General features: G+C 40.5%; 29 protein-coding genes. 11 read left to right on the top strand and 18 right to left on the bottom strand.

Translation table 11 applies throughout. The features are described from left to right. Positions 1–147 precede the first annotated feature (147 nt). Together BT127_RS15565 and BT127_RS15560 are read left to right on the top strand one after the other, a co-directional pair. A complete protein-coding gene (locus BT127_RS15565; protein ID WP_175541989.1) occupies positions 148–390 on the top strand; it encodes an L-2-amino-thiazoline-4-carboxylic acid hydrolase in 243 nt (80 codons plus the stop codon). Positions 391–440: 50 nt separating this feature from the next. Next, positions 441–1,520: an alpha/beta fold hydrolase gene (locus BT127_RS15560; protein WP_075425880.1), complete on the top strand. Its 1,080-nt coding sequence runs from the start codon at positions 441–443 to the stop codon at positions 1,518–1,520. Between the two features lie 155 nt (positions 1,521–1,675). Here the strand turns inward: BT127_RS15560 and BT127_RS15555 are convergent, their stop codons facing one another. The 5 genes from BT127_RS15555 to BT127_RS15535 are packed head-to-tail and all read right to left on the bottom strand — an operon-like array spanning position 1,676 to position 4,863. Continuing rightward, on the bottom strand, positions 1,676–2,248 hold the full coding sequence (locus BT127_RS15555) for a recombinase family protein (protein ID WP_075425879.1): 573 nt from the start codon (positions 2,246–2,248) through the stop codon (positions 1,676–1,678). Beyond that, the gene (locus tag BT127_RS15550; protein ID WP_075425878.1) at positions 2,248–3,225 is read right to left on the bottom strand and encodes a class II glutamine amidotransferase; all 978 of its coding nucleotides are present in this window, start codon (positions 3,223–3,225) and stop codon (positions 2,248–2,250) included. Before BT127_RS15550 ends, BT127_RS15555 begins: the two co-directional genes overlap by 1 nt. A 12-nt stretch (positions 3,226–3,237) precedes the next feature. Continuing rightward, positions 3,238–3,426, bottom strand: coding sequence for a hypothetical protein (locus tag BT127_RS15545; RefSeq protein ID WP_075425877.1), 189 nt, complete (start codon positions 3,424–3,426; stop codon positions 3,238–3,240). Between the two features lie 2 nt (positions 3,427–3,428). Continuing rightward, a complete protein-coding gene (locus BT127_RS15540; RefSeq protein ID WP_075425876.1) occupies positions 3,429–4,526 on the bottom strand; it encodes an amidoligase family protein in 1,098 nt (365 codons plus the stop codon). A 52-nt stretch (positions 4,527–4,578) separates the two neighbouring features. Next, entirely contained in the window at positions 4,579–4,863 is a 285-nt protein-coding gene (locus tag BT127_RS15535) for a DUF960 domain-containing protein (RefSeq protein ID WP_075425875.1), read from the bottom strand. 388 nt (positions 4,864–5,251) lie between these two features. Here BT127_RS15535 and BT127_RS15530 point away from each other — a divergent pair, with 388 nt between their 5' ends. The 4 genes from BT127_RS15530 (at position 5,252) to BT127_RS15515 (ending at position 7,229) form a co-directional block, all read left to right on the top strand. Then, positions 5,252–5,521 (top strand): plasmid mobilization protein, encoded by a 270-nt coding sequence (locus BT127_RS15530; RefSeq protein ID WP_075425874.1) that lies wholly within the window; start codon positions 5,252–5,254, stop codon positions 5,519–5,521. Further along, complete coding sequence (locus tag BT127_RS15525) at positions 5,509–6,009, top strand: relaxase/mobilization nuclease domain-containing protein (protein WP_075425873.1); 501 nt, start codon at positions 5,509–5,511, stop codon at positions 6,007–6,009. Before BT127_RS15530 ends, BT127_RS15525 begins: the two co-directional genes overlap by 13 nt. A gap of 387 nt (positions 6,010–6,396) precedes the next feature. Continuing rightward, entirely contained in the window at positions 6,397–6,855 is a 459-nt protein-coding gene (locus BT127_RS15520; protein WP_075425872.1) for a hypothetical protein, read from the top strand. A 14-nt stretch (positions 6,856–6,869) separates the two neighbouring features. Then, positions 6,870–7,229 (top strand): hypothetical protein, encoded by a 360-nt coding sequence (locus BT127_RS15515; protein ID WP_075425871.1) that lies wholly within the window; start codon positions 6,870–6,872, stop codon positions 7,227–7,229. A gap of 57 nt (positions 7,230–7,286) precedes the next feature. Here the strand turns inward: BT127_RS15515 and BT127_RS17000 are convergent, their stop codons facing one another. From BT127_RS17000 to BT127_RS17290, 13 genes are all read right to left on the bottom strand, one after another. Continuing rightward, entirely contained in the window at positions 7,287–7,994 is a 708-nt protein-coding gene (locus BT127_RS17000; RefSeq protein ID WP_075425870.1) for a protein-tyrosine phosphatase family protein, read from the bottom strand. 15 nt (positions 7,995–8,009) lie between these two features. Further along, positions 8,010–9,032 (bottom strand): DnaA ATPase domain-containing protein, encoded by a 1,023-nt coding sequence (locus tag BT127_RS15505; RefSeq protein WP_075425869.1) that lies wholly within the window; start codon positions 9,030–9,032, stop codon positions 8,010–8,012. A 17-nt stretch (positions 9,033–9,049) separates the two neighbouring features. Next, on the bottom strand, positions 9,050–9,325 hold the full coding sequence (locus BT127_RS15500) for a 6-fold beta flower protein (protein ID WP_075425868.1): 276 nt from the start codon (positions 9,323–9,325) through the stop codon (positions 9,050–9,052). Positions 9,326–9,393: 68 nt separating this feature from the next. Then, entirely contained in the window at positions 9,394–9,765 is a 372-nt protein-coding gene (locus BT127_RS15495; protein WP_139275589.1) for a hypothetical protein, read from the bottom strand. Further along, positions 9,752–10,777, bottom strand: a complete 1,026-nt coding sequence (locus BT127_RS15490; RefSeq protein ID WP_075425866.1) for an ADP-ribosylglycohydrolase family protein — start codon at positions 10,775–10,777, stop codon at positions 9,752–9,754. Before BT127_RS15490 ends, BT127_RS15495 begins: the two co-directional genes overlap by 14 nt. 16 nt (positions 10,778–10,793) lie before the next feature. Continuing rightward, positions 10,794–11,600: a hypothetical protein gene (locus BT127_RS15485; protein WP_075425865.1), complete on the bottom strand. Its 807-nt coding sequence runs from the start codon at positions 11,598–11,600 to the stop codon at positions 10,794–10,796. Positions 11,601–11,995: 395 nt separating this feature from the next. Beyond that, complete coding sequence (locus BT127_RS15480) at positions 11,996–12,505, bottom strand: hypothetical protein (RefSeq protein ID WP_075425864.1); 510 nt, start codon at positions 12,503–12,505, stop codon at positions 11,996–11,998. 88 nt (positions 12,506–12,593) lie between these two features. Next, positions 12,594–13,541: a hypothetical protein gene (locus BT127_RS15475; RefSeq protein ID WP_075425863.1), complete on the bottom strand. Its 948-nt coding sequence runs from the start codon at positions 13,539–13,541 to the stop codon at positions 12,594–12,596. Between the two features lie 122 nt (positions 13,542–13,663). Next, a complete protein-coding gene (locus tag BT127_RS15470; protein WP_075424144.1) occupies positions 13,664–13,876 on the bottom strand; it encodes a hypothetical protein in 213 nt (70 codons plus the stop codon). A gap of 40 nt (positions 13,877–13,916) precedes the next feature. Further along, a complete protein-coding gene (locus tag BT127_RS15465) occupies positions 13,917–15,185 on the bottom strand; it encodes a hypothetical protein (protein WP_075425862.1) in 1,269 nt (422 codons plus the stop codon). A 242-nt stretch (positions 15,186–15,427) separates the two neighbouring features. Then, positions 15,428–15,922, bottom strand: coding sequence for a hypothetical protein (locus BT127_RS15460; protein ID WP_075424146.1), 495 nt, complete (start codon positions 15,920–15,922; stop codon positions 15,428–15,430). A 54-nt stretch (positions 15,923–15,976) separates the two neighbouring features. After that, positions 15,977–17,035 carry a helix-turn-helix transcriptional regulator gene (locus tag BT127_RS15455; protein ID WP_075425861.1) on the bottom strand — a complete coding sequence of 353 codons (1,059 nt, stop codon included), beginning with the start codon at positions 17,033–17,035 and terminating at the stop codon, positions 15,977–15,979. Further along, positions 16,998–17,339, bottom strand: coding sequence for a hypothetical protein (locus BT127_RS17290; protein ID WP_075425860.1), 342 nt, complete (start codon positions 17,337–17,339; stop codon positions 16,998–17,000). Before BT127_RS17290 ends, BT127_RS15455 begins: the two co-directional genes overlap by 38 nt. Before the next feature lie 73 nt (positions 17,340–17,412). Here BT127_RS17290 and BT127_RS15445 point away from each other — a divergent pair, with 73 nt between their 5' ends. From BT127_RS15445 to BT127_RS15425, 5 genes are all read left to right on the top strand, one after another. Further along, entirely contained in the window at positions 17,413–17,907 is a 495-nt protein-coding gene (locus BT127_RS15445) for a DinB/UmuC family translesion DNA polymerase (RefSeq protein WP_075425859.1), read from the top strand. Then, a complete protein-coding gene (locus BT127_RS15440; protein WP_075425858.1) occupies positions 17,900–18,244 on the top strand; it encodes a YolD-like family protein in 345 nt (114 codons plus the stop codon). The genes BT127_RS15445 and BT127_RS15440 overlap by 8 nt, the downstream gene beginning before the upstream one ends. Before the next feature lie 106 nt (positions 18,245–18,350). Next, complete coding sequence (locus BT127_RS15435; RefSeq protein ID WP_075425857.1) at positions 18,351–19,454, top strand: HipA domain-containing protein; 1,104 nt, start codon at positions 18,351–18,353, stop codon at positions 19,452–19,454. A 212-nt stretch (positions 19,455–19,666) separates the two neighbouring features. Then, entirely contained in the window at positions 19,667–20,320 is a 654-nt protein-coding gene (locus tag BT127_RS15430) for an SOS response-associated peptidase (RefSeq protein ID WP_075425856.1), read from the top strand. Positions 20,321–20,566: 246 nt separating this feature from the next. Next, entirely contained in the window at positions 20,567–22,450 is a 1,884-nt protein-coding gene (locus BT127_RS15425) for an ImmA/IrrE family metallo-endopeptidase (protein ID WP_075425855.1), read from the top strand. The last annotated feature ends 379 nt before the right edge of the window (positions 22,451–22,829 follow it).

Here is a 22,829-nt window from a genome sequence, read left to right as displayed (position 1 = left end):
AAATACTATGAGCCGGGGCATATGTACTATGACAGTATAACGCAGTGGTCGGTGGTATATGATCTGAGCAAATGTACGGCAGCTGTTACGATAAAATCTGATTTTGAAAAGACCTATGATTTCAACATTTTGTAGAGGATGAGCATAATGAATATCTTTGAACGCTGCCCTATTGCGGAATTTGCAAAGGCTCACGGGTATCTTGACATCATGCCAGCCTTCTGCAACAGTGATTATCCTGCAATGGAAATGATACACGGTCATTTGATACGCAAGCACACCTGTGCAAATTCTGACATATGCGACTACTGGATCGTAGGCGACGTTTCGGAAGCCGCAAAAGAACACCCTAAAAAGATAGATGACAAAGGGTATTGGTATAATGATTGATCTGTGTATCTGAAAAAGTTTGGATCGAAACATGGAAAGGAAATTTTGATATGAAAGCCAAGAGAGCATTAAAGGTAACAGGGAAAATTATACTGGTGATACTTATACTTATTATTGTAGTCCTCATTATCACCTCTGTCCTGTTCCGCCTGAGAGTGAACAAGGCGAAGGACTATCTAAAAAGCAACGGTTACTACAACCTTGTGTCGGCGGGCGATTATAATGTGAATGTTTTTACCTGCGGCAATGAAAAAGGAAAGCATAACATTGTTGCTTTAGCAGGCTATCTTGACGGAGAAATGTGCATAGGCTGGCGAAAGATGACTGCTCCCCTCGAAGAAAATAACAGGCTCGTATTTCTCGACCGTGCAGGATATGGTGTGAGCGATGACTACAGGGGAGAAATGACAGTTGAACACGTTGTGGAGCATTACAGGACAGCACTGCAAAACGCTGGCATTCAGGCACCGTATGTGCTGATGCCACATTCCATGGGCGGTGTGTACGCTACATACTGGGCAAGCCAATACCCCGATGAGATCGAGGCGGTCATAATCATTGACGGCTCCGAGGCACAGCCTTTCGATCTTGAAAAAGATGCGCTTGACCTGGGCATTATCAAGTGGATGCGCCTTCCAGCTGATCTTGGAATGCTCCCGCCGATGATAAGTTCTGAATACGGAAAAGAGCTGGAAATGCTGTCGGAGGAAGAAAAACCTGTATCCTCAGCGCTTCTTGAAAAAACCATGAGCAGTCATGCTTCAACAGATGAAGCGCTGCGCTGGCAGGAAAACTGCAATTATGTTTGGGAAACATTGGAAACAAATGATATCCCGAAGATGTACCTGAGCATACTCTACGCTTTCCACACGAAGGAACAGCTCATAAATGAGGGATTTACCGCAGATGTTCTCAGAAATGTATATGGTATCACAGGAGACAGCGATGATGAGGTATACGCAAATTATCTTGAGACCGAGGCAGAAAAGCGCAGTATACTGGACGCATATATCGAAAAAATGGGTAATTGTCAGAAGATTGAAATGCAGGGACAGCATGAGATCATGTTTGATAAGCCAGAAGAGTGCGGAAAAATCCTGAAGGATTTCTTGAACGGACTGGACGGTTAATATCATGCAAGTTCAGGCAATGCCAATAGCCCATAGTCTATTGACATACAAAAAAAGTATGTCATATGAGTTTTTTTTCGGATTTTGCAATATTGCAAATAAAAACGATACCCTATTGAAAGATGATTGGAGCCGGTTACCCGGCTCCGTCTCATTTATGTATACTTTCTTTCGTATTCTTTGAGCCTGCGGTAAAATGTGTTGGCACGCAGGCCCATCTCTTTCTGAAACCATACTGCGGTTATTGCGCCTGACTTCCACTGCTCATACAGCTGACCGAACTTTACCCAGTCGATAGGTATAGGCTGACGACCTTTGTACTTCCCCTGCGATTTCGCAATAGCTATGCCCTCACGCTGGCGTTGTAATGTCTGTTCTCGTTCAAGTTCAGAGAGTGCTGCGAATATCGACAGAACGAACCGCCCCTGCGGTGTGTTTGTATCAATGTTCTCCTTACTACTGACAAGAGTAACCTGTTTCCGCTGAAGCACATCTATAATGTTAAGCAGATCACGAGTTGAACGTCCGAGTCTGCTTATGCTTTCAATATATAATGTATCGCCCTCACGGACGTATTCGAGCATTGCTTTCAGCTCGGAACGGTTTGCATTCTTACCAGACATCTTCTCAGCAAAGATACGCTCGACCTGATATTGCTTCATTAGAGCTTCCTGACGAGCTGTCTCCTGATGTTCCGTAGATACACGGATATAGCCGATCTTTCCCATCAACAGTACCCTCCGTAGCACTCTTCATACAAGTTCTCACCGCACATGAACTTCACATCCCTGAGCGCCTCGTTCAACAGATCATGGTCTGCAAGCATATCCTCAATCTCGTCACAGGTGTAACCATATTCCAGCAGTAACTCTACATCAGCGGAGTCTACACCATAACAGCCACAATATGCTATAAGCATTTCTTCGTGCAAGTTGTAGAACGGAGAATCTTCCGTATCATACCATGCGGCGTATTTTGATCTGTACAGCTTAGGTTCAAACTCTGAACGTGTGATCTCACCGTATCTGTCTATACATAGTATATCGCCCTCGACAGTATCAACTCTCTCAGATGAAAACTTGTGTAATCCCAGGCGGCGTAATGCCGCCTTCATTATGCTTTCTGTGCTTGCGTATACATAAAGACCAAGATCAACGAAGTGGAGCAGGTACATTGGATTGCTTCCTTTTATAATGTATAGGGAATTATCCTGATCCAGTACAGTAAATGTGAAGTTACCTTCAACTGTTTCTGCCATATACTTGAGACTCTCGAAGTCAAGTTTTCCCTGTTTTTCTATCAGCTGTACGCCGATGTAGCTGTCTGTGTCTATATAAGTCTCAGGTATAATCTTATCATGGCGAAGCTCTTTATCATTCCATAAGACACCATTATGTGCGAATGCAAAGTCACTGCTTGCATGACCTGCAAAGGGATGATTGTTGAAATTGAGCTTCTTATCACCCTGAGTAGCCATTCTGGTATGTCCCATAACAGCTGTAGTGCCTTCCGGCGGATTGAAATGGATCTTGTGAGCAGGCTTTGGTCTCTTGTAAATTATGACCTCACCGTTACGCACATAGCTTATACCTGCTGCATCAGTACCTCTCTCTTCCGCAGCATTAGCCAGTGCCTGTGTAAGCTTTCTCAGTATCTTATGCGGAACAATACCTGCATAATCAGTCCAGCCAAAGAGTGAACACATACTTATACCTCCTCACTTAAAGATGACAGGAGCATCGGGATGATCCATTTTATCAAGTGCTCTCGCAACTTTTTCAATGCGGTTCACCATATGTGTTGTAGCGAGCACAGTTGCAAGTGTTAAAACTATCCTTATATCTCCGCCATATATTTCCGGTAAAGGTAACTTCGGGATCTTCTTCATAATATCAAAATTCTTCATTTTTACATTTCCTCCTGGGTATCAATGTTTTCGTTGATGTATAATTTTCGTTCTTTCAGATACTGTATCAATTCAGGTTCCTTTATATTGCTGACGAACTCAGACCATGACAGCTTGTGCAGTCCCTCTTCTGAATAGTAGAGAGCGGTGTCGATAATAGCATTCACCAGTTCCAGTGTCGCAAGGAAGGTGTTAAGCTTCAGCGTACCTCTGAACATACGGAACTCGATTGTTGCGTAGTTCATAAGATTGACCGCAGCATACCTGCCATTATTGCCTTTCTTAGCCTTATCCAGAATCGCCCTTGCCGAATTCTCATAGCCGTATCTGCTTGCCCATCTGTTCATGGCGTACTCAGAACGGCGAGAGAACTTCAATAACTCATTCCAGTGATGCTCAACAAAGTACAGTATTCTGCTGATTGTTTCATCCTGCTCATCACGGTTATCACCAAGACAGTCTCTGTTGACATGAACATGGAGTCCGCAGGTAGAGGTCTGATGAGAGCGATAGCCCAGATAAATCGCTTTTTTCATGATCTCATCCCACTGAAAATCCTTGTGACAGTCAAGAGACATAGGGTGCGTTACCAGTTCCATTCCGTCGTCAAGAGAGCCATCACCCTTGATATAGATGTGCTCCTCGTCCTTATTTGCAATAGAAAGAAGCTCGTCAGCATTATCACTGTCCTTACCCGCTCCGTCAATCTCCAGTTCAACCCCGAAATATCGCTTAGAATCACCGTAGAATATAGGCTCAGGCTTATACCCGTAGTCATGGATAGAACGGTTTCTGTCAACTTCCTCATGATAACAGTCAGAGCAGTAATCATAGCCGTCAAGATGATAAGCGTCGTCCTCATGCAATAATGCATCACAGCATGAACAACGGGTATAGTGGTTGTGATAGCAGTTTGAGCAGAGTGTTGTATACTCGTCACTGTAAGAATCGTCAGTCCATATCACAGCACCGCATCTTTCACAGGTTGTAGTATGGTTCTCATAACAGTCAGTACAGACAATCTGACCGTTTACTTCCTCATAGTCATCGTCTTCAATGAGTGCTCCGCAATGGGAGCAGTAGATTTTGTTTTCTTCCATTGTTTTCCTCCGTAAAACGCAGAAATCCAGCCCCGAAGGGCTGGATCCTGTTTTAGTATTCGCTTGCAAGCAGCATTGTTGAGTGGTCGCCGTCATCAATTATGTACAGCTTTTCTGTAATCGGAGTATCTGACGGTATGAGGTACTCCATATGGTATTCGGGTTCTTCTGACGTATGTGTTATTGACTGCATTGAACCTGACGGTTTCAGCTCAAATACCTGTAAATAGTCCTTCGGCTCAGGTAGCCTGTCAACGCACTCCCATAAGAACAGCTGCAATTCAAGTGGGATAGTGCTGTCAACTCCACAGGTCAGATAGCGGTTTGTTTCTGTCATAGGCATTTCTCCTTTGTAATTTGATTACCGTTTTGGGTATCACAGAAATAATGTATATTTCAGATTGCCGAATTATCGGAGAAGATGCTTATTCTGATAATGCTGAATTATCCATTTATTTGATTTTTAGTATATATATAATTATTTTGAATAAAAAATACTACATTATAATAATAGGAGCGAAGCGACGCCTGCAAGAAATATATCTATATTATGATAAACAATAAAAGAATGAAGAATCAAAGAATCTATATATCAATCTATAATAATAATCAATGATAACATTGATTGTATTATGTGTATTGATAACCATTATACCTCTAATATGGATAATACTTCGCGCCGGATTTCCTTGCACCTATAATACTATTTTAAGGAGGCTTTTACAATGAAAGCTGAAAATGATAAAAGAAATGTACGAACATCGGTAACGATGACACAGAATGATTCTGAAACTATTGCAAAGAATGCAAAAGAAAGAGGACTGTCTGTAAGTTCCTATATGGTTCTTAGTTCTGTTCATCCTAATCAAAACACTCCTGAAACAATGGTAAAGTATCAGAACATTATAAACCATGTGTGCAGAATCGTTGAAGAGGTCGCTCCTGAACGCCTCGACGAAGTAAGAAAAGAGGCTGAAGACATATGGTCCTTATAAAATGCAAGAAGTGTTCAGATGGATTTCACAGCAACTATCTTTACAACGCTTTGGATTACTTGCACGATAAAGAGAAGCAGCTTCATTTAGGTGGCTTTGGTGTGGATCCTTATGATCTGGATAAGACATATAAGCAGATGCTTTTTGTTAAGAATTACTTCCATAAGACACAGGAGAATCCACTCATACACTTCATTATATCATTCGGTGATGAAGTGCGAAAATATGAGAAAGCCAAGGCTTATGCTGTGCTGATAAGTACTGTTTTTAAGTGCAGATATCAGTTGGTCTGGGCTGTACATAAGAAGAAGCGTGGAGATTCATTATTTCATATACATATCATCATAAACTCTGTGAGTTTTGTAGATGGTAAGCTATATGATAGTTCAAAAGAAAATCTCAGCAAATTCTGTGATGAAGTTGAACGAATCACAGGTACAGGTTGCAGATACTATTTTGCCGGATATTATTCAACTGACGATGTCTGATATGTTGTAAATCAGATGATCCGGTTACCGGTATAATATGGGCTTTTTTTAATCAGAACAAGTGAAAGTATACATAAATCCCGACAGCTGTAAAGATATAAATATAGTCTCCCCGTTATGGGGAGACACAGCTGTTGGTTAATTCATAATTATTTATCGATGTACTTGACTTTTCCCGGATCACATGATAAAATGAGTATAGTAAATTTTAAGGTATTGATTTGAGTATATTACATCTATAGGTGTAGTATGTCCAAATCAGTACCTTTTTTGTTATGTCAGCAATTTGACAAACCGCGTCGGGAGACGGTGAATATAACGCTATGAAGCACATAAATGGATTCACTCACACATATAAACCCTTTGTTTTGTTGAGGAGGAATGAATATGAAAGATAATTATGATTTTTTCGATGACTTCAATTTTGGCGATGATAGTGATTTGGGTTTTGAAGAAGATGACATCTTCTTAGATTTGTTAGATGACGAGGAAGACATTGTATCCTCTCCCCAGGCGCTTCCACCTAAAAAGCGACTGATAGAAGGTCTGACACTGGAGTATGCGGAGTTCTTTAATAGGACATTCACTGATTTTCAGCTTGGACACTTTATGTTCTATAATGTCACTTTCAGGAACTGCATCTTTGACCATATCGGCTGCCAGTGCGGGAAGTTCATAGCCTGCACATTTGAGGATTGCAATATTATTTCTTTCTCAGGCGAAGGCTATGGATTCAGAGAATGCGAGTTCACCAGATGCAAGTGGAGCGGAAACGAGTGTATTGACGACTGTTTTTATCACAGTAACTGCAAATACACTGACTGTGAAGAGAACTATGACCAATGAAGGAGGGTGTTGGTATGAATAAAAAGGAATTTGAAATGATGAACCAGAAACTCATCGACGGCTACATTGACCGTCAGAAGAATCACGCACATATGCTTGACGATGATGCTTATCCCGACGCTAAAAAGCATAGAATAGGCTGGTCGCATGAGTGGGTCGGCAGGGATATGTATGAATCCTTTTACAGGTGTGATATCATGGAATACGCAAAAAGCAATATCAGAATGACAAAAATCAGAAAGTTCGATCTTATCAATTTCAATATCATTGATATGAAGTTTGAACGTATGATTGCTGAACACTGCTGTATGATGAACGGCACTTTCAAAAATGTGAAGTTCTTCCGTTTCTGTATAGATGGTAAGCCATCTTAATCTAAAAAAAGAGCATTGCCGAAAAATGACAATGCTCTGATTCTTTCTTTTGATAAATTATCTTCTCATGCTGCTTGCGATATAATGCGCAAGTTTTCTATGGCATACCGATAGAATCTGTTCGATTCTTAAATTCTCGAATCCAACCAGTCTGGCAATTGAAGCCATCGACTTTCTCTCCCACAGATACATATACAAAATGTCTCTTTTGGTCTGCGGCAGTCTGTTCAGGCTTTCCTCGATTGCGTTTCTGTCAAACGGGAATTTTGTGCCGGAATAGTCGTGTACACGCTGAAGATACTCTGTCGGCTGAAACGCTGCCGCCTCAAGCGCATCAAAAACCTTGTGATATACCACCTGATTCGGATAATACTTGTAATCTGTAAAAATGTCAATGCCCCGGCGGTAAAAATGCTCCAATATCGCCGCTGCACACCCTGCACTTCTGCTTTGACCGTATTCGCACTGACAGATGATATTCTTACCGTCACGGAATGCTTTGTTGATATACTCAGCAAGATCCTGCGCTTCAGGGAAGAAGCTATCGTAGGTATATCCCTTTTCCGGCAAATAGTCGAGGTCGAAGTCATCCACCTCGCAGTAAAAGACATCATCACAGGCACTGCTGTAATCGACACGGGAATAGTCTTTGTCAATATGCTTCAGCTCCGGGTCACAAAAGCTGATAACGGCGGTATTCTTCGGAAACTTACCGTCAGCGATAATAGATTCAATTGCTTCTCTTGAATATACGGATACGGTCATAAAAGCCTCCTCACATCAATCAAAACGCCAATGTAACCTGCACATCCTGCGGTTGCTTCTTTGATAGCCTTCACAGAATTTTTGAAACCACTCATCAAACTCATCTATCGTGATTTCAAGACTATCATCTGTTCCGGCATGATGCGGCAGCGGTATAAACAGGACACCATTACCGAAAAATCCTCCTCTGTACGCTGTATAATCATGTGAAGAAATCGTATAGATGAGTGCGTGCGTAAACAGAATACAAGTATTCCATTCACATGATTTAAGACCGACCGGCGTTTTGCAATGCAGCATTGTATCAATACGATTCAGATAGCATACAATTCTGAGATCCTCACGATCCATATCGAAAAGTCCGATATATTGTCCGAAATAAGTCCAAACATCTTTGTAATATGACTTGAATGCATCAATATCGAAATCTGCATCATGCATTAATTTCCAGCAAAGCTGCTCTGATTTGTGCAGTAAATCTTTTCGCTGATTGATGCGCTCTGCGTTGGATTCAAACTGTGCATGGATATACGCCCGTGTAATGACTGCAAAATCTCCCCAGAACTCACGAATAACCAGCCTATCCTGAATTCCATATCCTGCTTCCTTCTGAGAAGAAGTCATCATGAAACGCTTTCCCGACTCATAGAACGAATTGAATATCAGTATCAGCTCATTCTGGATAGCTTCCTTACCGGCAAGTTCCTGAATATCGTCAACTAATAGGACATCCGCCTGCAAATACTTCTCACGGAACTGTTCCGATGTACCGCCGCTATTAAGGATTTCAGCCAGTGCAGAACGCATATCAGCTGTTGTTGTGAGGATAACAGTTAATTCGGGATTATTCTGTTTTATGGCATTTTTTACAGAATAGAGCAGATGCGTCTTGCCGGCTGCTGTGCCGCCAAATATTGCTAAGGGCTCAGAATCCGCATTTTCGGCAAACTGCTTTGCTTTCTCAAAGGCTTGACTGTTTGCTTTTGTGACCTCGAAACTGTCAAAGGTGTAACTGCTGCCTGTTTTAATATCGGACATAGTTTGACCTCCTCCTATCAGTTGTTCTTTAATGTGTAGACAGGATGCCCTGCCCCATATCCCTGATATACCTGATTACCTTTAATGGTGTAAACGGGATGACCTGTTCCGTAACTACTGAAAACCTGATTACCCCTGATAGTATAAACAGGATGTCCCGTACCATAGCCCTGATACACTTGATTGCCTTTGAGTGTGTAGACGGGGTGCCCGGTGCAATACCCTTGATAGATCTGATTTCCTTTGATTGTATAGACTGGGTGACCAGTTCCATAGCCTTCGTATATTCTCATAATATACCTCCGATTCTTGAAAGCAATCATTAGACTGAACAGTGCATCTGACATATAGGTGAAAAACATTAATCCTGTAATATATCAGGCGGTATGCTCAGAGCGTCATCTCTCAATGGCAACGTATTCGTGTAATAATCAAGCATTTCCGTGAAATATTCTTTTAGCGGAAGTGTAGCGCCTGAATGCTTTCCACCCTCTATTCTTCGAAAGCGTGAATTGCCAAGTAATTTCTCCGTAAATACGTGATCGCCGAGTACCTCATCATCATCTCCAACAATGCAGCTCACATTGGCAGAGTCTACCATGATAGCCGTGAACATTGAGGATCGTATAGCCTTTGCAATCAGGATTTTGGAAATGATCATATACTCGCATAGCAAACCTCCGTTCTTTGCAGAGCACACATATGGTATTGGTGGTTTATCAGCTTTTATCACACAGATGATCAGCTACCTTAACAATCAGATCGTGCAGCTCCAGACGCTCCTTGTATTTCTGCGGGATAGCATTGTAGCCTATATATGCTCCGAGAATATTTCCGCAGACAGCTCCAGTGGAATCACTGTCGCCATTATGATTCACAGCAGTTCTCATAGCCATATCAAAATCGTTCTCGTACCTCAAAGCACTGTAAACAGCGATTGCAAGCGTTTCCTCGGCTACCCAGCCTTCACCGAGCTGATGTATAGCTGAAAGGTTGTCCTGTTCTGTTTCCGCAAGCTGAACAGCTTTCTGCATGATAGCAGTAAATTCGGATATATGCTTTGCTTTGGGGAACAGCTTTTCCATCGCTGCGATAGAATCGTTTATGGCAGCTTTGAGCGGTATATCGCTTTCTGTTACTGCTCTGACGATATGCACCAATGCAGCGGCAGGAATAAAGCCAAGATCGTGACCGTGCGTCAGTGCTGCTGCTTCTGCTGCAAGCATATCGGAGTATTCGTATGAAATATCAGTATCGGTGAAATACAGTCCTATCGGAGCAACACGCATGACTCCGCCGCAGCCTTTGCTGTCGTTGATCGAAACTTCGACTGTGCCGTTTGCACCTGCTTTGATCTCTGTCATGCAGGTCGTTCCGGGACATCTTCTATGGTACAATTCCGGCACACGCATCAGTTGAGAGCAATGTTTGGTGCCCTGCGCAGGATACTTTTCACTCTGCGTCTGATACCAACACTTATACATATCCCTGATGCTGCTTATGTAACCAGTATTGTCAGTTTGGTTTCCGGCAAGCAGCATTCCCTCCGCAGTGAACAGTGTCATCTGTGTATCATCAGATATTTCAGCGACATCATTGTCCAATACTAAATCGTACTCGCTAACGCCGTCCTTGCCGTACTCGGAGAAGATTTCATCTTCCCGTTTGAATTCGACGGCATATCCCAATGCATCTCCGGCTGCTCCGCCTATAAGGCAGCCACGGAATTTATCGATATTTCGCATATTATCACCATATTTATCAATTAGCTTTGTTAAGCTCCGCCTTTACTATTTCTACAAATTCTTCTCTGCTTCCAGTAAATGTAACAATATTTTTATGATTGTAAAAACGACTTTTTGAACCTATCAACCAAAGAATCCTATCCAATTTAAAAGCTGAAGCCTGACTGTCTATCGATTTATAATCCTCTGCTATCCTGAAAACAGCTTCAATAATATCATACTCATCAACCGAAGATAATCCGAGATTTGATATTATATAGATAACGTGCTGGTCAGGTTTTGAATAATTTGACATTCCAATATCTTTCAGCCAATTGGGTACAAGAGCAGGTCCCCACCACTTAATTCTGCCTGCTATAATACGAATCAGCTTGTTTCGTTCTTCCTTCTTTGTTGAATCAAATGTATCGAAATACGCATACATCTCTGCTGAATTTTTGAATTCTGACAAAAACTTTGCTGAATCGCATACATTTTCTTTAACGTTTTTATATTTATCGTTAGAACCTTTAAATGCTTTCTTGAAGAGTTCGTCCAATTCTTCTTCCGGCAGAGTGGCGATATTCTGATTGAAACTATATACATCAAAATCCTTAAACAACGCTTTTATTTCTTCTTCGTGTTCTTTTATTCCGCTTTTTGCAAATTGAGCATTCCAATCACGAAACGAGAATACAGCTACGTGAAACACCTCGTTCATAGTTTCTTTACGTTTATCAATTAAGTATGAATCAAGTATCTCCTGAGTAAGTCCCTGAGAATGTTCCCATAAATACTCTATAGCTCTTTTGTAGATAAAGCAGTTTTTCTCGATATTTGTCATAACAAATGCCTCCTTTTTCAATAACAGTTTTTGACTTAGTGCACATATTTTATTGCACACTAACAATAATAACATAAAAATATTACAATCGTATTAATAATAGGAATGAAAAGTGCTTTTCTCACTTTCTCACAAGAAAACAGCACTGTGATTGTAAGATATGACCAATCGTTGTTACAATAATCAATATAGTCTGCCAGCCTGAAACCGAACTTCCGCTAACAGATAAAGTTTTTATTACAGTTCTCACAGCCGAATTATTTTTTCATTGTAAGTCAGAAACATTGAACCCTGACCTAAACCAATAAAGAAAGATAATAACGGACAACGATAACCTTGAACATGAACAACGTCATATTCAAAAGGAGGTGTGAGAGCTGTAAACGGAATATGCCTTAGATGTTTATCTCAAATTCGATAGTGCTGTTGACCAGATCAAGTGCTGTCTGAGCTTTTGCCAATGTTTCGGCAATATCTGTATAATACCTGCCGACTTCTTCGATGTCGTAATTTGCGTACTTATAGTCGATGATATTGCCACCGCCGGAATAACCGGAGCTGACACGCACTTTCGGCATTGCGTCTCTCATTTTAGAGAGGGTTGCACATTCCGCATTAAGCTGAGGAAGATATACAAGCATCTCGTCAATCGTAATATTAAAATCCGGGATAATTGTTGTTGTGTTGAACACGTTTATAGCGTGTTTTACTTTGCGGATCTTACACTCAACCTCTGCCTGAGAATCACGCATTTCCTTGAAATTGTACTCAGGGCGTACAGATTCGACATCCTCCTGAATTGCGGCTACGAAGCTGCTGGAGTTTGTCTCTTTGAGCTGTAATGCTCTCAGTTCGTCGTTGAGCTGACGCAACAGCTTTGCTGCCTGTGATGATGTTACTCGCATATATTTTCCTCCTTAGAAATTGACTTCTTATTTTTACCTTGTGATTATATTATAGCACACGGATGCGGACAAAAATGTCCTGTGTCCGTTATGTTGTTTCCCATGCCAGTTCTTGTATCCTCCAGACAAGTTCTTCGCCAATTTCTTCGACTTCCCGACAGCGTTTAGGAAGTTCCATCGTAAATTGTTTTCCCGTTTCCATGCAATCAACAATGATCTGTAAAGTGTCGTCCTGAGGCTCGAATTTTAATCTGATCTGTCTGTTGTGAAGTACAAGAATTCGTTCTTTGATAACTACGCCGTTCAAACTGTGAAACCAGCCAAACGGATAACGCTGGATCAGTAGACCGTCATTTGTACGGCTGCTGACCAGATAATCTCTGATCAGCTCGTGCTCCCATTCGGAATCGGCAATGCTGAACTCTAAGATCTCCGGTTCAGAAGCCATATACTGAAGAAGTCTGATGATCTCTTTCGGCTCCTCTTCTTCCTGATGCACAACAGTCGAGCAGATTCTGCCGGTTTCGCAGCAGAAAAAAGCAGCGTGTATGTATCCGTTGACATCCCACATAGCATTGGGAGAAAAGTGAACTTTTAACTCTCTGCCATAAAGCATGATGATAAATTTTTCCTCGCCTGTTTCTTTCCAGTAATCCTCCTCCCAATAAGCGTCGTAACACAGTCGGTATTTCTCTGCCAGTATCCTTCTGAGCTGCTGATACTCTTCTTCGGGATCTGCTGTTTTTATAACGTAAGAATTTCTTTTCTCTGCCTCCCACGCAAGCCAGTACAGCATTCTTATTATTCCCTCTGTATTTTTTGCTAACTTGCCATAATAACCGTTCAGACTTCTGAGTACCTCCGGACAATACAGCTGTACCTTAACGAAGTAACCGCAGTCAATAAAGGCAATTTCGATGTTTCTGTAGTTGCACCCGTACCAATGTGCTTCTGTACCGTCGATCTGAAACTTGGCATACGCATCAAAGAACATCTGACAAACTTCTATCCATTGCTCTCTTTCTATATTGTCCATATGCTACCTCCCATGGGAAGAGTTTTCCATGTTTCCATCTGTGAGCATATTATATTACGAGCGATGTACCAAAAAGCGGCGGTATCTATGATATGTATATCACAACATATTAAACGAGTTGATTACCTCAACGCTCCCCACTTCTCATGTGCAGAGCATCCGCCGTTTGCCTGCTTGGTTTGCTGGAAACAGCCTGACTTCCGGTTCATGCATTTGCCTGTAGCCATCGGGCTGCTGACCTCAAGTCTTGAGCCGAAATGATCGCAGATCTTCCGCTCACCTGACCAGCAGGAACAGGTGGCACAATACTTTGAATCGCAAGTGTACTGATACATAAGCATACCTCCTGAATCTGTCGTTTCCCGACATTGTTTATTATTCTATGGGAATATCCTCTATTAGCAGCGCAATTCTGTTCGGATACAGAAACCGATAAAGCTCGCTTAGGATCTCATCATACAGTTCGCCGATCTTGACAGTTCGCTCATATGATAGTTTTTTCTTGGATGGACATTTGACAGTCAGATGTATCAAATTACTGTCTTGCTCCAAAACAGCATCTGCTGAATACTTTTCTCCCAATTCAGGAATATCCTTATTCCAGCAATGAAAGCTGCAGCTTGAAGTACATCCCTGACGAGCTTTATCAAGAATATCGGTGATCTGTTCTTTGATCTTCTCAAACATAGGATCAAATGTCTTCTCCTGATAAAGCGCATGAGCCTCCTGCGGAAATAATTCTATAAATAGATCAACAGCGAATATTTCCTCAAAGAATCGGCTATCTGGAACCTGTCTGCAGAAAGTCTGATTCGAGTCTATGTTGTGAATCATCACCCGAACTTCGCAAAGCTCTGATGAAACTGCAACAACTGATGCCGCATAGTTTCCTGCATCCGTGCGAAAACGGAAACTGTATATTCCGATATCGCTTTTGAATGCACTTCCTATCGCTTCACAGAACCTTGCTTTCACCTGAGTAAACTCGGATGCACTGTATTTATCTTGTGGATAAAATTTGTTGTCGGCTTCTCTTTCTCTGATTTGTAGTTTTTCCTGATTGTCGCAGAATTTACAATAGAGATTCCAAACTAAATCAGGAGAATTCGTGTCTTCGCTCAGCAAAAAAGCAGTATCCGTACCTAAAAAGTGAACATAAAAGTGTACGCTTGAAAAATCATCCGAAAATTCGGTGATTAGGAGCACTATTTCGCCTGTTTCGTCCATAGGATTATAATGATCCTCGAAGGTTTCAGGGTAGCAGCAAGTGAAAAAACTACGTTTTTGTTTGATTGAATTTGAAATAATGTTGCTGTTAGGCTCCAAACGGCTGTACCAATTCTCAGCATATTCTGAGATGGTAAGTCCGTTTTGATTGGAGCAGTCAAAAAAATCAGAAATCCTTTTGTCAGCGTCGTCCCATTCTTCACTTGAAGCGATTGCAGCTATGAAATACGTATTATCTTCTGTATTATAAATGAATACATTGGCAGAAGAATTAGAGAGAGACATTGCAACGATGTATTTCCTGTTCTCAACAAAACATTTACAGCAGACCAGTCTGTTTTCAGAAGTATCAGCCCTGTCAAAAAGAGCATCGAGCATTTCTTCAACCGAAATGAGTTGAGACATATTCTTTTCCATATAAGTACCTCCTGTTGAAAAAAGCGCTTTTCTTTATGCTGCCATTATAGCACACAAAGAATCTTAATTCCGAAGATGTGGGCGACTCAAAAGAAAATTCTCCCTTTTGTACAAAAAAGTATCATCTAAAATATGCAGTATGCCATTTGCTGTACTGTGCTTTCCTTTTGTGATTATATTATATCATTACCTATGTACCAAAAACGCCCTAAGTTAAAAGGGCGTTTTGTATTGATCTATAATTATATTTTTCCTTCTTGAAGCTTATAGCAAATGAACTCTTCGTAGCCTTTCATTTGATAAAACAGTTTGTCCATTGCCTCATATATCTCTTTCTCGTTATATTCCTTGATATTGGCATCATATATGCACAGCCTGAAATAATTATCGCCGGAATTCTCAGTATCCATTTTGGGCATCATCTTAAAATTGTTCCATAGTTTTTCGCAGATCTTCTTAGTCTCATCAGAAATATTGGTATAGCTGAATGTAAGCATGAGATTTAATATCGTCTGGTTGCACTCGATCTCATATGCGTAATGATCAGGACGTTTCCATCCACTTAACTTTCCTTCAATATTATCAGGGATCAATGATGTCATTTTATCAGTTTTATAACGAACGAATTTACCGCCGCAAAATGTTTCATCGAATATGATCTCCCCATTTTCGGCTTTATTTCTTGCCCATTCTTTAATGACATCTTTCACCATTTCTTCTGTTATTGATTTGCTCATAATATTTCCTCCTTGTTATTACACCACATTAAAATGTGTTAATAATATCCTTTATTACTGCTCATATCTTTCAAGAGCATTTCTCAGAGTTTCGACGATCTTCTCACGCAGGCCTTGCGGAGACAGCACCTCAACCGCATCCGCAAACTGAATTGCCCAGTGCAGCATTGAGCTTTCGCTTGCATAAACATGAACCTTCATCATTTCGTCAGGCAGTTTCTCAATGCGGAGATCTGTGCCGAAGCTGTCAGCAACATCATTCATCATATACTGCTTGCATTGGAATGCTATATGTACCAGTTCTCCGCTCCAGAGATTCGGGTGAGATTTGATATAGTCCGAGAGTCTGATACCTGTTTCAAAGCCTTTCAGCATACGAAGAGACTTGGCAGGCTCATCAAACACCTGACAGTCCTTAATGCGGTCGATACGGAAATGCGTCAGATCGTCATACTGCGGAAGATTGCATATCAGATAAGAATGACCGTTCTGAGAGATCACCTGATAGGGATTGACAGTATACTGCCTTTTTTTGCCGCTGCTGTCGAGTCTGAATTTCAGCTTTCCGTCAAGTCCGCAGTCACAGTAATGGAAGGATATCTGTCTGCCGTCTGCTATGGCGCTGCCGATATTTTCAAGCGTCATCAGGATTTCCCTGTTCAGAACCTTTCCGTAAATATCCATGTCGATCTTGGATATTTCAGAATGGAGATATTTGCTCGACAATCCTTCCAGGCGGTGGATCAGACTCAAACGGTCTTTTTTCGAGAGTCCGTCTGTCAGCAGAACGCTGTCGATGAGCAGCCGCAGTTCGCCGTTCATAAACTTGTGAACGTAATACCAGTCGGTCAGTATTGTTTCTTCGCCGTTTTTGCTGTTTCGGATGATAGCATCTTCTTCAAAGTCGCTGCCACGGTATTTGATTGGAAATCCATACTCCATCAGCTTGGAAAGGTTGCGTCGGACCGTTTTTCGATCAACTTTCATTCCGTATTCAGATTTCATCAAGTTTTGTATCTGATGCTGTGAAAGCCTGTGGTCTTCGTCGGTGTGCTTTCTCAGGATATCCAGAATATCAAGTATAATCATTTTCTTGGGTTGCATATCGGTCATGATTATCCACCTCATATGTACTATAATTGTATACATTATACACCATTATGGAAGAGAAAGCAAGCATTTTGAAAAAAGATAGCCATATCATGAGAATTCTCGTGATATGGCTCATCAATGTTGATATTAGGCTGTTTCGGACTTTTATCCATTTTGGAAAGCTACAACCGTAGGATGTGTTCAGATTCACGCCATTTACAGCACACCATTCCTTGATCGGCATATTACTACTTTCACATTCTGCAATCTGTTCCTCCCATTGCCTATGCAGCAACTCCCGTTTTTTTTCTTTTGTAGTCATCATACTCACAGCTCCTTTCAGATTTTTGCTGTGAATATATTTTAGCATCTTTTTTAGTTTGACGGAAGGGTCGGGATTGGCGCTTACGAACAGCCAGATTCTGTTTGAGGACTACAACGTCGATAATGCACGTATCGTAATGAAGGAAATGGTTGAGAATCTTGTGCTTGAGCTTGTAGAAGAAAACCTCTACGCAAAAGGAATCTCGCTGTTTATCCGCTATTCCAAGGATTGTATCCCTGCAACTGGTGGAGCCGTGAAGCTTACGCAAACAACCTGCTCCATTAAAAAGATACAGGCTGCGTTTGATAAGCTGTATATCGATAAAGTTAAGATAGGCTATGGTATCCGTCAGTTAGGTATCGCCCTTACCGAACTTACATACGAACCAGATATGCAGCTCAGCTTCTTTGATGATCCCGAGGACGATGAAAAAGAGAAACAGATGGAGGTAGCTATGGTCGGAATTCGTAATAAATTCGGAAAGAACGCCCTTCTCAAAGGCTTTAACCTGTTCGATAAAGCTACCGGAATGAAGCGTAACACAATGGTGGGAGGTCACAATGGATAAGGCTAAGACACAGCGACACGCTGATAGAGCGATGCAGTTTGCTCCTTTTGCTGCTCTGAAGGGCTACTATGAATGTGTAAGGAAACAAGAGTGTATAACTGAACCAAAGAAAGAACTCAGTGAAGACGAAGCTGAGACTATATCAAATTCATTGAACAAGCTACGTGTAGGTATTACTGTAAAGATCAGGTACTATGACGTCGACGCATATACTAATATAGAAGGTGTAGTGACAGAGATCAATTCTCCGTATCACCGGTTGAAGGTTGTTAAGACCATAATTCCGTTCGATGACATCTATACCATTGAGCTACTCGGTAGGAATGTCTTTTTTTAGTTGTATAATTGCCGGCCGCCATATGGCGGCTATCTGTTTAACTTGCATTTTCAGCTTTAATGTGGTATACTAAAACTACAATCATACTACTATTACGGGAGGACACATGAATTACAAAATAATGCATAAGAGCGATATAATTGCTCTTGCTGATGAAAACGGAATAAATGAAATAATTAATAAATCGCTGTGTCCTGCCTGTTTTGCAATAGGTATGCCTCTTGAAATATGGCTCGACAACAGAAGTGTTGATATTCATCGTTCTCATTCACGAAAGCTGTTCAAGGCACTGCGTCTCAGAACGCCTGACGATATCGAACAGGTAATTGACATCGGCCACGGAATATCCATAACCGATAACTGGTGGATACAGAAAGCTGACGAAGAACTTGATTACAGTTCCCTTAAACAGTATAACGAAGAGATTGCAGATATAGCACTGTATGGTTCTTCTGCCTCAAACAGCGGAAACACAAAAGGTTACCGTGAACTTGGTACTGTCGGCAGCTATGAAAAGGCGTGGCGCTATATCAAAGGCTGTTGGTATATGTTCAAGCATGGAAACACTCAGGAGCTTATCAGCGAATACTATTCTTATCAGTTCCTGAAGTCTATGGATGTGAATGTAGCGGAGTATGAGATAAAGCATACCAAATCTGAAGAAACAGGTATTACTTCTACTATCATTATCACTAAAGACTTTACAAACAATGCTGCTATAGACTTTGAGCCTTTTTGTAGTTATTACACCGATCATGATGAGCCTGAGTATATTTTACCAAGACTTGAAGAAAAGCTGATTAAGCCGTATGTAATGATGGTGTTCTATGACGCCCTGCTCCATAACGATGACAGGCACAATCAGAATGCAGGTGTACTGAGGAACAGTTCAACAGGCGAAATAATCGGACTTGCCCCATACTTCGACTATAACCTCGGACTTATCTCAACGGGAGTACCGAGAATAGATGATAATAAAGGAAATGTGTTCACAGAAAGCTTTCTTGCTAACGAAGTCTGCTGCAACGTATTAAAAGATGAACTGCCTGACAGGGATACCATTATTAATAGTATATCAACAGCTGAAAGAGAGACCGATAACGCATTCCCTGACATAAGTCCTAACTACGACCTTATCAAGGATTATATTATCAGGACTTATGATTTTCTTGATGCTAAACTACATGAACGTCAAAGAAGTAGTGACTGAGGTCAATACTCCATATCGCCTGTTGAAGGTTGTTAAGACCATAATTCCTTTCGATGATATATACTCTATTGAGCTTCTTGCTAAAGGTATTCTTTTTAATTATTCAATGATATTACAAACTGCCGCCCATATGGGCGGTTACTTGTATATATCTTTACTTTTGCGAAATGCTGTGCTATAATTAAAAATAACTACAGTTGGAGGTGTTGACCTTGTGTACCTGGTTCTATGCTGATCATAAGGCTCTTGAAAACTATATCACCAGAGCACAGAAGTCACCTCTGACAAGAGAGATCATGTTAACGATGTCTCGAAGCACAGCTATGACCGGAGACATCAGACCTACTGACGTTGCTGCTGTTATAGCTTCAGGCAAAAACGGTAATATGGGTGTGTTCACGATGGTATGGGGCTTTAACAATCAAGCGTCATCCAAGCCAATCATCAACTGCCGTATCGAGACAGCCGAACAAAAGAGCCTATGGCGAGAGTCGTGGCATACTCGTCGTTGTGTGATACCTGCTTCATGGTACTACGAGTGTGGCGTTTCCCCTACTGCCGAAGGATACAACACTCTCCGACAGCAGCGTGATATAACAAAGACCCGCTTCGCAGTTCAATCAGCAGGAGCTGAGATTGCTTTTCTCGCTGGGCTGTATCGCTACGAAGAGCATAGCGGAAAGCAAATTCCAATGTTCTCGATCATTACCAGAGAAGCAGCGGAACCTGTCAAAAGCATCCACGACCGGATGCCTTTGATGCTGAGACAGGAAGATGTTCGTGACTGGGTGCAACCGGACATGAACCCAAGCGGCATTCCTGAGAGAGCTTTGACTGATGTAATTATGGAAGAAGCATCCGTATAATTTAAGTAGAAAAATACGTTTAAGTATATCCGCGCAAGAGCGGGAACTCATATACTTGAAATTATAAAAAATGAAACTTTTCATGTCGATTACGTTTTTTGAAAAAAATGAAATTCAAAAATTCTCAAAAAGTTATCTTTTTTGAGAAAATTTCAATTTGAATTTTCATGAAAAACGTAATTGCATCGGAAAATGTTATTTTTCTTCCGAATGATAGAAAGCATATCAATGTAAGGAGGACTGACTATGGCACGGTATGGCAACTTAAAGGATTACTTTCAAGGAGAACATCTCGAACTTATAAGATCGACAATTGCTAAGTATTATTTATCAAAGTATAATCAAGTTGTTGATATTAAAAATGTTAGAATACAGAAACTCAGATGTGTGTATGGAGAAAATCTTCCGGATAGCGAGTCAAATTTAGAAGCGGAAGCAGATGTATCTGTTCAATTTGTTAATAAAAGCGAAAACATAAATTCTGAACTGCATTTTCTTGTAATGATCTCAGGCGATTTGAGGTTGAAACTTAGCGATATAAAAGTTAATGTAATAAAAGAAATATTCGCAAATGAAATGCCAGAGGAAACGATTTATAATCAGTTTTTACTTCCAACTATTAATGCGGATGATATAGAACGGCTGTTCAAAGAATTCTATCATCTCATTTCCGATGATAAGGATATCAAAAGTGTACAGCCGCTAACATTCATAACATTTTTAAAAGATTTACAATTGCCAATTTATTTTGCAGATCTTGATGATACCTGTCTTGGTAGATTAAATTTAGCAGAATCGGATATAGATATCTATCTGTTTGATGAAATTAAAAATGATCTGGTTTTATATAGCAAAAAAGCAATATATGGTACTGTTATACTTAATAGAAAAAAATACTATGAAGAAAAAGACGGAGAACTGCTTATAACTTTATCTCATGAATTAGTTCACTGGGTATTTCATCAAAAATTCTTTAGGATACTAGTATTATTGGGAAATGATGATGAGTCTCTTAATTGTAAAGCTCAGCTGCCGATATTTGATAATAACTTGAACGATTCTCAGAAAGCTCTTTGCATAGCAGAATGGCAGGCTAATGAACTATCGTGGCGTATTGTTATGCCTGAAGTTGGTGTTAAATACTGGATTGAAAAAATTAATGAAATTAATAGTATAAAGAATTCTCCAACATGTTTTAGCCATGAACTCATAGTTGTTGATATTGCATTTGTTTACAAGGTATCTCCTTATGTTGCCAAAAAAAGGTTGAGACAGCTGGGATATGATTATGTTGACGGCACCTTCCTTGAGTATGAAGAAAACGGAATCAAGATTAATCCTGCTCCTTTTTATTTTACTCCTGATACACTGAAAGAAAACGAGACCTTCGTCATTTACCGTAATAATTACGAGAGGTTACTGCGAGAGAACGAGGATTTTGCTGAGTTGATAGCAAATAGGTACTTTGTATACACAGGTTATGTCATCTGTATTAATTCCACCAAGTACATAAGCCCTGTCTATACTGACAGAGGATTGAGCTTTGAACTAACTGACTATGCCCGTGAACATGCAGATGAATGCTGTTTAAAGTTCATCTATTGCCCAAAACACAGTATAACTACTAACAATGTGTTTGATTATCTTTGCAAACTGGATGATGAAAAATACTCTAAAGGAGAGAAATTAACTTTAGAAGCTATCAATGATTATGAATCATACAACAGAATGAAAAAAGACGAGAAAGAAGCCAAAAGAATACTTGTAGAAATGGAACAAAAAGGGATAATATCATTCAAAGATGCACTGCGTTTCCATATAAAACGACTGGGATTACACAGAAAAGATATATGGGATCAAATATATCTTGGAGAATCAACATTCAAATCATATTGTGATAGGGGGAGCGAGCCTTCACTAGAAAACGCACTGATTATATGCAACAAACTTAGTCTGCCATACTTGCTTTCAATAAATCTATTAGAACGAGCACATATCACTCTAAATACTGCGGAAAAACGCGATCAGATGTATGATTATCTTCTCACAATTACAAACGCAACACTGGACGAATGGGAATTATTCTTGACAAAATATGGCTTCCCATCTCTTGTCACTCAGTCTAATTAAAATGTTAAAACAAAAAAATATTTTCAATGAGGGTACATTTTGTACCCTTGTTTTTTTGTATTAACCGTATTATGCTAACTACTCTTGTATGTGGACTACGATTTTTAGCCTATTTTACGTTTTACAAAAGGTACAATGTGTATCCTGACAAACTATTCCGCCTATGATATAATGTAAATCGAAGAGCAAAACAGCTCTAAAAATAACCTAAAGAAGGAGGTTACACACATGGAAAGTTCATATGAATTCGTAAGACAATGTGGATGTGAAATCGAATTTGTGCAACAGAAGGCAGCGGAATTGGATAAATACATCGAGAATGAGGCAAACAAACTTGCTGCTGAAAAAGCTGAGATCGTACTAAACGAAAATAAGGAGC

This window comes from Ruminococcus sp. XPD3002 (assembly GCA_900119535.1).
Classification (GTDB): domain Bacteria; phylum Bacillota; class Clostridia; order Oscillospirales; family Ruminococcaceae; genus Ruminococcus; species Ruminococcus flavefaciens_H.
The sequence above is the reverse complement of the archived record's forward strand: the minus strand, read 5'-3'. Positions and strand labels throughout refer to the sequence as shown.